The sequence below is a fragment of the Paenibacillus sp. 37 genome, assembly GCF_008386395.1.
In the GTDB taxonomy this organism is placed as follows: domain Bacteria; phylum Bacillota; class Bacilli; order Paenibacillales; family Paenibacillaceae; genus Paenibacillus; species Paenibacillus amylolyticus_B.
On sequence record NZ_CP043761.1, the window covers coordinates 5617858 to 5632882 of the forward strand.

Consider the following 15025-nt stretch of genomic DNA (forward strand, 5'->3'; position numbering starts at 1 on the left):
CTTTAGGAATTGATCGGTCTACTGAGCACCTGGTCAATAATGCCGTACGTCTTGGCTTCTTCAGCGCTCATGAAGAAGTCACGGTCTGTATCCCGCTCAATTTTCTCAAGAGGCTGACCCGTACGATCGACGTATATTTGATTCAGTTTCTGACGTGTTTTAATAATCCATTCTGCGTGTATCTTAATATCCGCAGCCTGTCCTTGAATGCCGCCAAGCGGCTGATGAATCATTACTTCGCTGTTTGTCAGCGCATATCTCTTGCCAGGTGCACCGGCTGTCAGCAATAACGAGCCCATGCTTGCTGCCATCCCTACGCAAATGGTAGATACATCCGGCTTGATAAATTGCATCGTATCGTATATACCCATCCCTGCGGTGACAGAACCACCAGGTGAGTTAATGTACAAGCTGATATCCTTCTCAGGATCGTCGGCTGCCAAAAACAAAAGCTGTGCTATGACAAGATTGGCTACATCGTCATCAATCGCACTGGTTAGAAAGATAATGCGATCTTTCAGCAAACGTGAATATATATCGTAAGACCGCTCGCCTCGATTGGTTTGTTCTATAACCATTGGCACCAGACTCATGAGACCAACCTCTTTTCTACATGTAATTAGACATAGGCCACCTGTAAAGCAAACCCAAATTCATTCTAACACTTTCCTGTGACAATGTCATTTTTCACAAGAGGGGTCAGACATCGTTTGTTTACTTTTTTAGCCTGATCATATTTAACCATGTTTTCTATGTATGTGCAAATTGAAGCCATCCTATGCCGTCTTGCCGTTTTTTATTTGCATGAAGTACATAGGTATGTAAAAAGTGTACGTGGATAAATAAAATTAGTGTTCATCCATATACTTACTTCATTTTCTATAAAATGGATGTAACAATTTAAAAATAAGGCACGCAATAATTCACGTGCCTTATCGTTTATTCAACTGACAAGTTGATAACAGCTTGTCTTATTTTTCGTCAGCTTCTGCAACAACTTCTTCAGCTGGAGCTTCAACAGGTTCAACAACTGTGCTGTTCTCAACAAGAACGTCAATCGTTTTACGCAGTTTCACTTCATCGCGAAGGCTGTCCAGGGAACCATTACCCTCGAGGATGCCACGGATCTCATCAGCAGGACGCTTGTATGATTCAGCCATTTTTTCGAGTTCTTGATTCACTTCTTCGTCAGACACTTCAATGTTTTCCGCTTTACCTACAGCTTCAAGCACCAGGTTGTTGCGAACACGTTTGGAAGCATCTTCTTGCATTTGTCCTCTCAGGTCAGCTTGAGTCTGGCCAGAGAAGCTCAGGAACATTTCAAGGTTCATTCCTTGATTTTTCAGACGGTTGTCGAAATCACGCATCATGTTCTGTACTTCGCTGTCAACCATTGCAGCAGGAATGTCCACTTCAGCGTTCTCAGCCACTTTTTCTACAACTGCATTTTCAGTAGCAGCTTTGGCTTCGTCAGCTTTACGGGATTCCAATTGTGTTTTCAGGTCAGCTTTGTACTCTTCAAGTGTGTCGAATTCGCTAACATCTTTAGCAAACTCATCATCCAATGCAGGAAGTTGTTTGCGTTTGATTTCGTGAATTTTCACTTTGAATACCGCTTGTTTGCCAGCAAGTTCTGCTGCATGGTAGCTCTCTGGGAAAGTCACTTCTACGTCTTTGAAGTCACCTGTGGACAGACCCACAACTTGTTCTTCAAATCCAGGAATGAATGTGTTGGAACCCAGTTCCAGGGAATAACGCTCAGCTTGTCCACCTTCGAAAGGTACACCATCAACGGAACCGTCGAAGTCGATTACTGCAACGTCACCGTTAGCAGCGGAACCTTCGTCAATTACAACGAGTTCAGCGTGACGTTGTTGAAGACGCTCAAGTTCTTCAGTCACTTCTGCGTCAGTTACTTCACCTTTTGCTACAGCAACTTCGATTCCTTTGTACTCACCAAGAGTAACTTCAGGTTTCACAGTTACTTTTGCTTTGAATTTGAACGTTTCGCCTTTAGCGAATTGTTCAACATCTACGTCAGGACGATCAACCGGGAAGATATCCGTTTGGTCGATTGCTTCTGTATAGGCTTCAGGAAGCAAAATGTCGATTGCTTCTTGATAAAGGCTCTCTACACCAAAACGCGCTTCGAAGATGGAACGTGGTACTTTACCTTTACGGAATCCAGGTACGTTTGCTTGTTTAACCACTTTATTAAAAGCTTTGTCGAGTGCTGCAGTTACACGATCTGCATCCACTTCAACCTCAAGAACCCCAAGGTTCTTCTCTATCTTTTCCCAAGTTGCTTTCATTGTATACTTTCCCCTCCAAAATTCACATGTTCACGTAGGCAATCACGTACAAAATAACCATTTTAGTATAAACAAGATTAGATTCTTTTTCAAGGGGAATCCCTTGATACAGTTTAAGGAAAACGTTTCCGGCCTCGATTAACCATCCAAACCGGCAGATACAAATTGTTTCATGGAACGATAAGCCTGCTCCAGTCGAAAGCGCATCGCGCCTGTCACAGCATACATTGAGCGGGTATTTTCCTCATCATGAGAACCACCCAGACTGTCTGCAACGGTCATATGTAGAGCTGCTGCCCATATATCTGTCATGGAATCATTTTCTTCCAGCATCGATACATAATCACGGGTTCCATACACCGCCATGACATATTGTATCCACAGTTCCTGGGCAAAATAAAAGAGCGTAGGTTCATGAACCTCCGTCTGATCTGCCACTCGTTCCAGAATCTGAACGATTTGGATTGGGAATTCCTCTGGTCTAAGAGGCACGGTGTCGATCTCGACTTCAACCTGCTCTTCACCTCTCGTAAACAGGATCATACCTTGAACACCTCGGCGACGCAAGGTTTGCAGCACCCGGAATTGAAGCAGAGGGTGAAGCGACTTATCTTTTAACCAACTCGTAAGTGCCTCGTCAATCTTCGGCAGATCAAGATAGGCCAGCTGCTCCAAAGCCAGCATCGTCTGTTCAGACAGTGGCTCCTCCATCACTGTGCGAAGCATCTTATCTGCATAGCCATCATCCTGTTCAAGCTTCATTCGGGCATGATGCCGTGCCATGTCTTCCTCACTAATCTCTTCTTCCTCTTCTCGTTCTTCAAGAACGGCAGTCAAAGTTTCTTCATATTGAGGAAACGCAGCCTGAAGCCATTCGAGCAGGGCCCGCCATTCATCATAGTGGCGCTCTTCCTGTCCCTGACATTGCAGCAAAAAGTGAAGCAATTTCATCGCTTCACCATACCGTTCATTTTCAAGCATAACTGTCAATTGAATCTGGTAATAGTCCAGCGTCTTAGGAAACAGCACAATATTGTTGTTATGCTCGGTTTCCGGGGTCGTGGATTCCTTAATGGGAGCACCTCCTCTATATCCTGAATCTCCAGTCGGAATCAACATAAATAGATGTATATATTAAAACGATTGTTGATCTATTTTCTGAGTTCTCCTGATATTCTAACATAACCTTAAATATAATGAAAAAAACGTTACTGCCGCCAAATATCATATACGAAAAATAGTTTAAAATAAAATGCTTGATATTCCTTTATGCATATGATAAAATCAATTTTGCTTGAAAAAATTCATGTCTCAGTAGCTCAGCTGGATAGAGCAACGCCCTTCTAAGGCGTCGGTCGGGGGTTCGAATCCCTCCTGGGACGTATTAAAAGAAGCTTCCTTCGGGAAGCTTTTTTTGCGTTCTGGGGATGAGAACCCCTATGGTTCGTCGAAGCATCCGCTTCGTTAGCACCACTTCGCAGTCTCGACTGCAAGGAGAGTATCCCTCCTGGGACGTAAAGAAAGAGAAACTTCCCTCTGAAGCTTCTTTTGTGTTCTGGGGGTGAGAACCCCTATGGTTCGTCGGAGCACTCGCTTCGTTAGCACCACTTCGCAGTCTCGACTGCAAGGAGAGTATCCCTCCTGGGACGTATTAAAGAAAACTTCCTTTGGGAAGTTTTTTTTGCGTTCTGGGGATGAGAACCCCTATGGTTCGTCAAAGCATCCGCTTCGTTACATATCTATGTCGCTTCATCAAAATGTTTGCATTAGCTCATTTCATGGGTGACCACGTCTCAGTATCGATGTTCTCACGAACATCGGACACTTTATTTGACCCAAAATCAGCATCATGGAACTCTAACGAATCATAGAGAGCTTATTTCACCATGCCGGGGGATTAACTCACCTATTTGCAATTTATAGGCTGATTAAGGTCGCTGAGGTTCGTTAGAATCTGAAAATAGCGATTTTACCCATTATAAGACCTCGTGGATTCGTTAGAGTTCATAGGCTAGTCAAGGCACCCACGGTCCATTGGGTGTTTTTTCATTTCATTGCTCAATATTGACATAGAATGTTATGCTTACGGAGTGGATTATGTACCAATCCATACATATTAACTTCTTAGGAAACAGGAGATTTTATCAATGTCATCTTCAATACAGCAGCACTCACCTATCCATACCGAGGAAGAACATTCTTCGACATCCAAAAGATTCGGTCTGTTGTTAGCAGGCATTATCGTCATCGCCGCTACCATGAGATCACCGATTACAGCAACCGGACCTGTAGTGGAGATGATCCGCTCAGATACAGGTATCGGCCATACAATGGTCGGGCTTCTGACCTCACTTCCTTTGCTTGCCTTTGCAGCTGTCTCTCCTTTTGCACCACGCCTAGCCAAGCGTTTAGGACTCGAATCTGCTCTGCTATTGGCTGTTATGATTGTAACCATTGGGGTGGCCTTACGCTTGTTGCCTTCCGTTCTCTCCTTATATGCAGGAACTGCAATTTTGGGGTGCGGCATTGCATTTAGCAACGTGATTTTGCCAAGTTTGATCAAACGTGATTTTCCATTGCGGATAGGTATCGTCACCGGATTATACTCTGTATCCATGAATATATTTGGCGCCATCGCCTCAGGTGTGAGTGTACCCGTAGCAGGAGCCACTTCTATGGGTTGGCGTGCTTCGTTAGGCATGTGGGCCTTGTTGTCCATATTGGCGCTTCTCTTGTGGCTCCCCCAGATCGCCGCAGGACGTCAGCGAATGTTATTCATAGCCACCCAGAGTGCAGGGACGCCTGTACGTCTACGGACCTCTTCCCTGGCCTGGTTCATTACTTTATTTATGGGTCTGCAATCTCTAATATTCTATACAACGATTACCTGGCTTCCCGAGATTCTCGCTGAGCAAGGATTCAGCCCCACCTCAGCAGGGTGGATGCTCTCACTAATGCAGTTGGTTAGTGTCCCGGCTACCTTTATCGTTCCGATCCTCGCCGGCCGAATACGAGATCAGCGTGTTCTAACCGCGATAACGTGCTCTTCTTTGATAGTCGGGTATGCATTATTGTTAAGTGGCGTCGCTTCGCTCGTTACCATTGGTGTCACGTTGGCAGGAATAGGTGCTGGAGCTTCATTTGGCATGGTAACGATGTTCTTCGTCCTTCGCACAAAAGATGCCAGACAAGCTGCAAGCCTGTCCGGTATGGCCCAGTCCTTCGGATATATGCTGGCCGCAGTGGGACCTCTATTGTTTGGCATGCTTCATGACTGGACAAAAGGATGGACACTTCCATTGCTAATCCAGGTCATTCTGGCCATCGCTTTGCTAATCGCAGGGATTCAGGCCAGCAAAAATAGAATGATCGGTTAGTCACACAACTCATTTATAAAAAAACAAAACGGCCTCCATCCTGAAAATCAGGATGGAGGCCGTTTATGCATAGAACAATTCCTTCATTAATTTATTCAATTTTAATCAATTTCAATGAGGAATGAACTCACTTCACTTTTACCTTAATCGTGTCTGTGCTGGTAACTCCGGCAGAGTTAATTAACTCTGCCCGATACGTATACGTGCCCGATGCTTTCCCGGACAGTGTAGTCACAGCACTTTGCGCATAAGGTGTAGCCGAACGGAGTTCTTGCGTATCGATCAACTTATCATTTTCATAGAGACGATACTCTGTAGCGTTGGTCCCCCACCACAGGTTCATGGTCACCTTATAATAGCCGTCGCCATCCCAGTTATCGTGAGAGAGAACCGCTTTGCCTGGCGTTGCGTTGGTAACCCGAACAGTCAACGTTTGACTACGCGTTGTTCCCTTGTCGTTAGTCAGCTCAGCCACGTACGTATACGTGCCATTGGCTTTGCCCGTGATCTTCGTCTGAGCAAACTGCGCCCAAGGTGCGTTGTAAGTCAACTTTTGCGTATCAACCAAAACCCCGTCCTCATATAACTTGTAGCTAGTTGCGTTCTCGCCCCACCACAGGTTCATTGTAACGATATACGCGCCCTCTGGTAAGCCGTTGCCTACCCAGTTATTGTGAGACAATACAGGCGTACCTGGGGCCTTAGTTGCCGGAGTTTCTGGTTCGGTCTCCACGGCTTCCAATTTCAGTGCCGTATTGGCTGTACCCGAAAGCCCCTGTTGGTCTTTTACCGTAAGTTCAACAGCATACTCGCCTGCTTCAATTCCCTCCAAAGGAAGGCTGAAGGTACCATCAGCTTGTACTTCAAAGACTCCTTCTTTATAAACCGAACCATCCTCTTTTTTCACAACATACGTTGCTTCCAGGGAAGCGGCCGGATCAAACGTGATGTCCCACCCGCTGGCAAGCGCAGGTGCTACACGGAAGTACAAGTCTTCCACGCTACCATTAAGAACAGCAGACTCATCCTCTTTGAACTCCAACGCTTCTGGTGCAGTTACAGCCGGAGCTGTCTTTTTCACCAAAAATGGCGAAGTGTCTTCCTTATAGGTTTTGCCGTCCGTACCAATAGTAGTGATATCAACGGTGTATAAACCATCCGGAATCTCTGTCACTTCATTAGTTGTGTAATCCGCATATGTGCCGTCCCAGGCAAGATTATATCTTGCGTTAGCATTGAAATTATAATAGTTACCGAAAATGGAACCGATATAACCATCTTGATAATATCCACCTTCCGGATTAAGACCATCAAAAATCTCAATCAGGGCGAATGTCATCGGATTGTAGAATTCCATCGCTACATTAAGTGTATCCAACGTACCATCAGCCTTCAATGGATAGTGAAAAGGATTTTTTTCAGTGCCTTTTACGGTTTCAATATATTTAACTCCACTCAACGTAACGTTGAAATGAGCAACATATGGCACAGTAAATGTATTGGTTCCGTTCGAGAACTCAATGTATCCTTGTGCTTCTGTAGTCGCAGTAACCCCTCGTGGAACGGTAATTGTCACTGCAAGCTCTTCCTCACCATTCAGTGTGAAGGAACTCTTGTCTACCTCAACGGATACACCAGCAACATTACGAGTTGGATTCACATTTACGGTGTAATCCCCTCCACTGCCATTCCGCGCTTCAACTTTAATCGTTTTGGTAATCGTCTTTTCATCTGTGCTCAGGAAATTACCGTAGTTGATGCTTCCGGTGATATTTTCCTTTTCAACAACAGCGCCACTTTCGGTGTACTGAGTTACATCAAGCACCTTGACAAAAGCAACAGGGTCAATAGTATTCACAGCCTGAATACGGCCAGCACCTTGATCAAATACATCAAATTGGGTTGTATCCAACACTTTACTATTGTTCATCAGCGCAACTTTGATATCAAATGGCGTCCATTCCGGATGCTTCTCGATCAGCAGCGCAATCAAACCTGCTACATGAGGTGTAGCCATACTTGTACCTGATTTACGATCATAAGCCTGTGCGTAATCTGCGTCTGGCTCATCCTTGCCGTAGGCAGGAATCGTAGACAGAATGCTTGTACCTGGTGCAACAATATCCGGTTTGATGTCAAGTGTTACCTTGGCAGGTCCGCGGGAACTGGATGAATTCATTTCATCACCCGGCGTTTGGCTGCGTTCAAAATCACTAAAGCTTACTTCAACGGCTTGGCCTGCGTCCAACTCAGCCTTGATCACATCACCATCTTCCTTGGACATGCTCAGTGTTGGAATGAGTTCAAAGTTATCGCCCAGACTCACACCGATTGGACCCGGAATGTTGTTATATACAATAACAGCCAAGGCTCCGGCTGCTTTAGCATTGGCGATTTTCTCTACAAATGCGATTTCACCACGCTGTATTAATGCCACTTTACCTGTAAAATCCTGACCTTCAAAATCAGTTGGCTTACCCAGTGCTGCATATTCAAGCTCATATTTCCCTGTCAAAACAGTTTCAGGGTCTGCCGACAGGCTCCATCCCATCAGATCCAGACGGTAAACCGACTCAGTAATAGCCAGTGGAGCTTCAGTCGGAGCAACTACAGACTCTTCTTCCACAGGGGCAGCTTCAGGAGAAGCTTCAACGGGTGCAGAAGGTGATACAGATGGCGTATTTTCTTCCGTTGTAGCTTCTTCTACATTCGGAACTTCAGCTTCGTTAGAAACTGTGTCCTCCACAGCTGCTGCACTTTCCTCATCAACCGTTGCGGGTACACCTTGCTCTGAACCTTCAGGCTCTTCTGTTCCAGGTGCCGTACCCAGTTCAGGAGATTGTTCAACCTCTGGCACCGGTTGTTGTTCAGGTTGTGCCTCTTCGCCTTCCTCACCAATCCAGAAGTGAGTATCCGCTGTAATGAGCTGACTAGGACCTGTTGAGTTACCTACCGTAATCGCCATCGCAGACGCCCCTGGAGAACCAAGTGTATAACGGTTAGGTCCGTCATTGCCACTGGCAACTACTGCTGTCACACCAGACAGCATCGCATTATTCAGGGCTACCGAGGTAATATAACTTGGATCGTTAGCGGTATTCCCCAAAGAGAGATTAATTATATCCATGCCATCTTCAACGGAACGATCAATTCCGCCGAGCACCCATGAGGTTTGACCACTACCATACGGCCCAAGTACACGGTATGCATAGATATCTGCTTCAGGAGCAACGCCAACAATCCCGTAATCACCTGCTTCACGAGCAGCAATGGTACCGGCTACGTGCGTACCGTGGGATGTATAAAAGGCACTTCCCCTTTCGTTAAACTCAGGTTCCCCTGAACTTTTCCATTCTTGATACGTTGCTTCATACGGGTCATTGTCGTTACCAACAAAGTCCCATCCGCCTTTGTAAGCTTCCTGCAAATTAGGATGCTCATAGTCAATCCCTGTATCGATGACACCCACTTTGATGCCATTTCCTTTGTAACCCAGATCCCATACTTCAGGTGCACCAATAAAAGGTGCTGTGTCTTTCATGTACGGGTTCACTTCATCTGTCTCAGGCGCTATTGTAAATTCAAGGTCAGGATATACGCTGACCACGCCAGGTATTTGAAGCAATTGTCCCACTTGGTTTCCTTTAAGCTCAATCGCTACACCATTTAGGGCATATGCATATTCTTCCAATACTTCATGTTTGATTTTCTTCTGAGTGAGGCTATGTACAAATGACTGTTGTTGTTGCTCAACTTGAGTCACAGCCTTTGTTTCCATAGAGGAGGTAAAAGATTTTCCGGAGAGGGTTGATTCACCTTGCGCTACTGCAACAGGTTTATTGGAAAGCTCAACGATCACGCGGGTGTTCTCTCCACCCAGGCCTTCCAAGCTTTTATCCAAAAATGGATCTGCGGCAAGTTTGGCTTCCCGCCCTGCAAGAATTTCTCTCCATTGTTTGGCTTCGGCTGTACTCGGTAAGTTTTCAAGCTGAATAACTGAATCTGCGGGAGCGGCTCCAGCCGCGGGGAGAATAATGGAAAAGACCATCAGAACACTTAATAAAGTGGATATCAATCGTTTACTCAAGGCTTTGCCCCTCCTTTTAAATGTGAATACGTCACCAAATGATGGGTTCCTGCTGTTTGTGTGTACTGCAATACACACTCCAATTTCACCACCTATCTGCAAGAAGTTTGACCCTTGGTAAATTATTCTATCAAAATACCACATTTTCCTTCTAAATACTTACAAATATGATATAGAAATTACTTATATGGGTCTTGAGTACGATAAAAATATCCATTTGTAATTATTTGTCGTTTGAATATTTCATTTTTAAAATAATGCATCAAAAAAAAAAGACCAAGAGCCTCTTTATCCGAAAGAGATTCCTGGTGTATAGGGGAAGCGTCGTTAGCATACAAAGGATCTTGATAATTCGTTTAACATCGATAAAAATTGCTACACGTCATAAATTTTTACTTATTCTGGCTTCACGGCTTCAATACGCAGACGCTTGTAATCGGCATACAGAGCATCATCTTTCCAAAGGTGAGGCTTCACGATCTGACTGGTTTCCTTGCATATTTGTTGTATCTCTTCATGACTGAGACTTGCAAAATAGTCGCCTCCAAAATGAGCCAACCAGCCTACTATACCCTGCTCACCATCTGCCAGTCTGGTAGGACGCTCGTAGTGATAGGCCTGTCGCACCACAAATCCACGTTGTTCTAAAATATGGCTATATTCTCCGATCGACGGAAAATACCAAGGATTACGTTCCGATGCACGAATGTCCGTGCTCCGCTCCATAACCTGCTCTAATGCATTCACAATGGTCTGAACATTCCCTTTACCACCGAATTCTGCTATAAAACGCCCTCCGGGCTTCAAAGATTTCCATATACTATCCACCACTAATCGCGGGCTTCGCATCCAGTGCAGGGCTGCATTGGAGAAAACGGCATTATACAGTCTTTTCGTCTCAAACTGATGACCGTCTCCTTCCACGAACTCAAGTTCAGGGAATTTCTCCCCCGCACGGCGAATCATGTCTGGCGATGCGTCCATGCCAATAACTTCAGCTCCGGTCAGAGAAATTTCATGCGTCAAATCCCCTGTCCCGCAACCCAGATCAAGAATGTATTCCCCTTTTTGTGGTTGAAGCCAAGAGATCAGATTTTTGCCATATCCCGACACAAAAGCCAGTTTGTTATCATATTCGTCTGCTTGCCATTGATTTAATGATTTCATGGATACCACCGTCGCTTTCGTTATTGATATCCTCATTGTGGCATAGAATTGTTTATTCTTTAAATATATAGATTCTATATTGTTTATAGGTATAACCAATAGGACACTTCCTTTGAACGCAAAAAACTTCCCGAAGGAAGCTTCTTTTTAATACGTCCCAGGAGGGATACTCTCCTTCCAGTCGAGACTGCGATGTAGTGCTAACGAAGCAGATGCTCCGACGAACCATTGGGGTTCTCTTCCCCTGAACGCAAAAAAAAACTTCCCGAAGGAAGTTTTCTTTTTTTACGTCCCAGGAGGGATACTCTCCTTCCAGTCGAGACTGCGATGTAGTGCTAACGAAGCAGATGCTCCGACGAACCATTGGGGTTCTCTTCCCTTGAACGCAAAAAAAACTTCCTGAAGGAAGTTTTCTTTTTTTACGTCCCAGGAGGGATTCGAACCCCCGACCGACGCCTTAGAAGGGCGTTGCTCTATCCAGCTGAGCTACTGAGACAAATATGTATAATAAATTTTCGGCGCGGTTCTTATTATACTCTGATTTCTATATTTTTCAATAGTTTTATAAAAAAATTAATAATTATACTTAAACACCGGTTCAAACATGTACTTTACCGTATTATTCTCATACTCCAGCCCCTTTGAGAATATGATAGCTTGAACCAGGTTATATTGAGGAGATTGGGACATTTAGAGTAAGATTAACATCAGACATTTTCAATGTCAGAATTGCTGGGTAATCTTTTGCATACATACATTTCAATGATCCATTGAAGGAGAGAATCGTCATGAGACAGCTTTTATCAGCCCTATCCTATTTCAGTATTTTCTTTGCCCCGTTCCTGTTTCCGATCATTATATGGATTGTTGCCAAGGATGATTACATTGAGGGACATGCAAAACGCGCCTTATTCTCACATGTATTCCCCTTTCTCGCTGCCATTCCGTTATTTTATTTCTTCGTAACTGCGCATAGTCTGGGTTCCGCCGTCGGGTTTGTCATTCTATTCTTTGTGATCTACGGATTAAGCTTTGTGTACAATGTGGTTAAAGGGATTCAAGTACTGCGCGAGTATGCTTGATCACATCTCCACCTGATCTGACCATCGCATAACAAAACCCGCCGTTCAACAACGGCGGGTTTTTCCAGTTACAGATACAGTCAGAGCAACCGGCAACAGCAACAGGTCACATCTACATATAGCTCAACATTGAACTCTATCCCGCTAACACCACATGTATTGCTGGAGCGTTACCTGTTAAGCCTGCCCGATCAGATAACGTTGAAGTGTTGGACCAAGCAAACCAAAGGAAAACAACTCACTTTGAAACCGAGCTTTATCTTCTTCTACTGTCATACCTTCGCTGTTCTCAAATGCGACTTCTGTCGCCTCTTCAAACGCAGTATGCATATTATTGTTATACCAGTCGATCGCCGAATCGGAGTGATTGCGTACAATCCGAACAACTTCCAGCGAATTTCCGGGCTGGGTTGAAGCCACGTATACAAGTAACGATGGATCTCCGGCATTTCCAGGCTGCACTTCAACCTCTGCACAAGACAATCCATCCACCTCGGTTAATCTGCGTATTTTGGCATCTTGAATGGCATACATTCGTCATCGCGCTCCTTTTCCTTTGTGCTTATCATGTACTTTGTTCAATCTGGTATCGTGTCTCTGGTGTGCCCAATCGGTAAATCTCTCGATACACCTGTTGTAATACCGTTTCATACGCTCGGTTTACGGACTCCTCCGGTGTATCTGGCCATGGGAATACCATGCCAGGAAAGGCCTCTTCCTCCTTTTCCTGCATGAGGCTCAGCAGTCCCAGTAATTGCTCCGCTTCCTGCGGCGTTGCCTGAATGATCCATTCATACGATGTTACCGACGGATCCGGAATAACGGAGCGGCCCATGACAGACACATAATACTTCATACTGTCCATTGCATGTTCTCTCCTTCACAGGCATGTTGAGGCCGTTGTCCCTAGAACTAGTTTCCGAAGAGGACAGACATTTTATGCCTGCTTTCGGCATATATTTGTTACGACCTCTGACGAAAAGACAACATTTGCTGGTTGCCAGTAACTAAGCAGCCATACGGATGAATGACTCGACCAAGAAAGGATGAACAAACCATGTGCGGTATTACCGGCTTCATACAGTGGAATCGGGATTTGACCCAGGAATCAGAGCTGCTGGTCCGTATGACGGATAGCTTGTCGAACCGGGGGCCCGACGCTTCAGGTACATGGATCTCCAATCCTTGTGCCTTTGGACATCGGCGTCTTAGTGTAATGGACCCCGAGAACGGCGCACAGCCCATGCATGCGTTACAGGGAGATACCTCCTATACCGTCGTGTATAACGGAGAACTATACAATGCACCCGAGTTGAAAAAGGAATTGCTCCAGCGGGGGCATCAGTTCCGCACGCAATGTGATACGGAAGTGTTGCTCGCCTCTTATATTGAGTGGGGACCGGCATGTGTTGACCGGTTTAACGGTATTTTTGCTTTTGCCATATGGGATGGGGGACGCGAACAGGTTTTTATCGCACGAGATCGCCTTGGCGTTAAACCTCTTTTCTACAGTAATAACAAAGACACACTCGTATTTGGTTCAGAGCCCAAAGCTCTGCTCATTCACCCGGATGTGGAAGCCGCTGTTGGCCCGGAAGGATTGGCCGAAGTGTTTATCGTAGGGCCTGCACGGACACCAGGACACGGCGTATACTCTTCACTGAGCGAACTCAAGCCTGCTCACGCGCTGATCTATAACCGAAACGGGATCCGAACCTATGCCTATTGGAAACTGGAAAGCCAGAACCACGAACATAACCTGGAAGAGACGGCAGCCGAGGTACGCTCTCTCTTGCAAGATACACTGGAGCGCCAGTTGGCTTCGGATGTTCCGGTATGCTCTCTTTTATCAGGAGGACTGGACTCCAGCGCCTTGTCTGCATTAGCCGTGGATTATTACAATCGGACCGGGCAAGGCCAAATCAGTACGTATTCTGTCGATTATGTGGATAACGCCAAGCATTTCCAGGCGCATTCCTTTCAGCCGGGTGCAGATGGACCCTGGATTAAGCGAATGGTGGATGAACTCAAGACCGATCATCACTGGATTGAGATTGAGAACGGAGAACTGGTTCATGCACTAACACAGGCCATGTTAGTAAGGGATCTGCCAGGTATGGCGGATGTAGATTCCTCGCTCTATTTGTTCTGTAAAGAAATCAAAAAAGGGGCCACCGTTGCCGTCTCAGGCGAAGCAGCGGATGAAGTATTTGGCGGCTACCCCTGGTTCCATCGAGAAGATATGCTGAACTCCGGTACGTTTCCGTGGTCTGTAGCGCCTGATATGCGAGCAGCCTTGTTATCCCCGGATATTCGGGAATGGATTCGGCCACTCGATTATTTGGCAGACCGCTATTCGGATGCAGTGGCTGAAGTGCCTCTGTTGGATGGGGAAACAGGTAAAGCCGCACAAATGCGGGTGATGTCCTACCTAAACATTACCCGTTTCATGCCTACACTTCTGGATCGCAAAGACCGGATGAGCATGGGGGCAGGACTGGAAGTGCGGGTACCTTACTGTGACCATCGTCTGATCCAGTATGTGTTTAACATCCCTTGGGAAATGAAAATAACCGGCGGGCGGGAAAAAGGTATTCTGCGTAAAGCACTCGAAGGTGTCCTGCCTGACGATGTGTTATATCGCAAAAAGAGTCCGTACCCGAAAACACATAATCCGCAATATCTGGCCGCGGTCAAACAACAGGTACTTGATATCCTGGATGATCCCACATCACCTATTTTGCCTTTGATTGACAAAGCTCAGATCCGGAATCTTGCGTCTTCACCAGATGCAGCTTCCAATCTCCCCTGGTTCGGACAGTTAATGTCGGGTCCCCAGTTATTTGCTTATCTGACTCAGATCAATACCTGGTTGCGGACATATAAAGTCGCTATTCGTTAAGATCATGTTATGCATTGATTCAGCATGATGAATTATTTAAGGGTGCCCAAACAGTAACTACTGTGTTTGGACACCCTTTTATTACTTTTTTTATAAGA

Annotated in this window: 10 protein-coding genes and 2 tRNA genes; 4 read left to right on the forward strand and 8 right to left on the reverse strand. The window is 45.5% G+C overall.

Annotated elements, in window-relative coordinates:
* Positions 1–2: 2 nt before the first annotated feature.
* From clpP to F0220_RS24075, 3 genes are all read right to left on the reverse strand, one after another.
* Entirely contained in the window at positions 3–593 is a 591-nt protein-coding gene (gene clpP, locus F0220_RS24065) for an ATP-dependent Clp endopeptidase proteolytic subunit ClpP (RefSeq protein WP_036605886.1), read from the reverse strand.
* Positions 594–971: 378 nt separating this feature from the next.
* The gene (gene tig, locus F0220_RS24070) at positions 972–2312 is read right to left on the reverse strand and encodes a trigger factor (protein WP_091011867.1); all 1341 of its coding nucleotides are present in this window, start codon (positions 2310–2312) and stop codon (positions 972–974) included.
* A 138-nt stretch (positions 2313–2450) separates the two neighbouring features.
* On the reverse strand, positions 2451–3431 hold the full coding sequence (locus F0220_RS24075) for a hypothetical protein (RefSeq protein ID WP_374954425.1): 981 nt from the start codon (positions 3429–3431) through the stop codon (positions 2451–2453).
* Between the two features lie 189 nt (positions 3432–3620).
* On the opposite strand from F0220_RS24075, the gene F0220_RS24080 reads away from it, so the two are divergent.
* Positions 3621–3694 (forward strand) — tRNA-Arg (locus F0220_RS24080).
* A 765-nt stretch (positions 3695–4459) separates the two neighbouring features.
* A complete protein-coding gene (locus F0220_RS24085; protein ID WP_149846776.1) occupies positions 4460–5689 on the forward strand; it encodes a CynX/NimT family MFS transporter in 1230 nt (409 codons plus the stop codon).
* Between the two features lie 127 nt (positions 5690–5816).
* On the opposite strand, the gene F0220_RS33265 is transcribed toward F0220_RS24085, so the two are convergent.
* The 3 genes from F0220_RS33265 to F0220_RS24100 all read right to left on the reverse strand — a co-directional run bounded on the left by F0220_RS33265 (position 5817) and on the right by F0220_RS24100 (position 11439).
* Positions 5817–9776, reverse strand: a complete 3960-nt coding sequence (locus tag F0220_RS33265) for a S8 family serine peptidase (protein WP_308737366.1) — start codon at positions 9774–9776, stop codon at positions 5817–5819.
* 396 nt (positions 9777–10172) lie between these two features.
* Complete coding sequence (locus F0220_RS24095) at positions 10173–10943, reverse strand: class I SAM-dependent methyltransferase (RefSeq protein ID WP_105601140.1); 771 nt, start codon at positions 10941–10943, stop codon at positions 10173–10175.
* 422 nt (positions 10944–11365) lie between these two features.
* Positions 11366–11439, reverse strand: a tRNA-Arg gene (locus F0220_RS24100).
* A gap of 292 nt (positions 11440–11731) precedes the next feature.
* Between F0220_RS24100 and F0220_RS24105 the strand changes: the two genes are divergently transcribed.
* The gene (locus F0220_RS24105) at positions 11732–12025 is read left to right on the forward strand and encodes a magnetosome magnetite crystal formation protein family (protein ID WP_017692583.1); all 294 of its coding nucleotides are present in this window, start codon (positions 11732–11734) and stop codon (positions 12023–12025) included.
* A gap of 177 nt (positions 12026–12202) precedes the next feature.
* Here F0220_RS24105 and F0220_RS24110 read toward each other — a convergent pair whose 3' ends face one another.
* Both F0220_RS24110 and F0220_RS24115 read right to left on the reverse strand, forming a co-directional pair.
* A complete protein-coding gene (locus F0220_RS24110; RefSeq protein ID WP_105601142.1) occupies positions 12203–12559 on the reverse strand; it encodes a hypothetical protein in 357 nt (118 codons plus the stop codon).
* 31 nt (positions 12560–12590) lie between these two features.
* Positions 12591–12890: a hypothetical protein gene (locus tag F0220_RS24115; protein WP_017692581.1), complete on the reverse strand. Its 300-nt coding sequence runs from the start codon at positions 12888–12890 to the stop codon at positions 12591–12593.
* A 192-nt stretch (positions 12891–13082) separates the two neighbouring features.
* Here F0220_RS24115 and asnB point away from each other — a divergent pair, with 192 nt between their 5' ends.
* The gene (gene asnB, locus F0220_RS24120; RefSeq protein ID WP_105601144.1) at positions 13083–14927 is read left to right on the forward strand and encodes an asparagine synthase (glutamine-hydrolyzing); all 1845 of its coding nucleotides are present in this window, start codon (positions 13083–13085) and stop codon (positions 14925–14927) included.
* Positions 14928–15025: the final 98 nt, after the last annotated feature.

Coding starts and splice junctions, on each gene's coding strand:
- clpP (WP_036605886.1), bottom strand. CDS start 593: ATGAGTCTGGTGCCAATGGTTATAGAACAAACCAATCGAGGCGAGCGG.
- tig (WP_091011867.1), bottom strand. CDS start 2,312: ATGAAAGCAACTTGGGAAAAGATAGAGAAGAACCTTGGGGTTCTTGAG.
- F0220_RS24075 (WP_374954425.1), bottom strand. CDS start 3,431: ATGTTGATTCCGACTGGAGATTCAGGATATAGAGGAGGTGCTCCCATT.
- F0220_RS24085 (WP_149846776.1), top strand. CDS start 4,460: ATGTCATCTTCAATACAGCAGCACTCACCTATCCATACCGAGGAAGAA.
- F0220_RS24095 (WP_105601140.1), bottom strand. CDS start 10,943: ATGAAATCATTAAATCAATGGCAAGCAGACGAATATGATAACAAACTG.
- F0220_RS24105 (WP_017692583.1), top strand. CDS start 11,732: ATGAGACAGCTTTTATCAGCCCTATCCTATTTCAGTATTTTCTTTGCC.
- F0220_RS24110 (WP_105601142.1), bottom strand. CDS start 12,559: ATGTATGCCATTCAAGATGCCAAAATACGCAGATTAACCGAGGTGGAT.
- F0220_RS24115 (WP_017692581.1), bottom strand. CDS start 12,890: ATGGACAGTATGAAGTATTATGTGTCTGTCATGGGCCGCTCCGTTATT.
- asnB (WP_105601144.1), top strand. CDS start 13,083: ATGTGCGGTATTACCGGCTTCATACAGTGGAATCGGGATTTGACCCAG.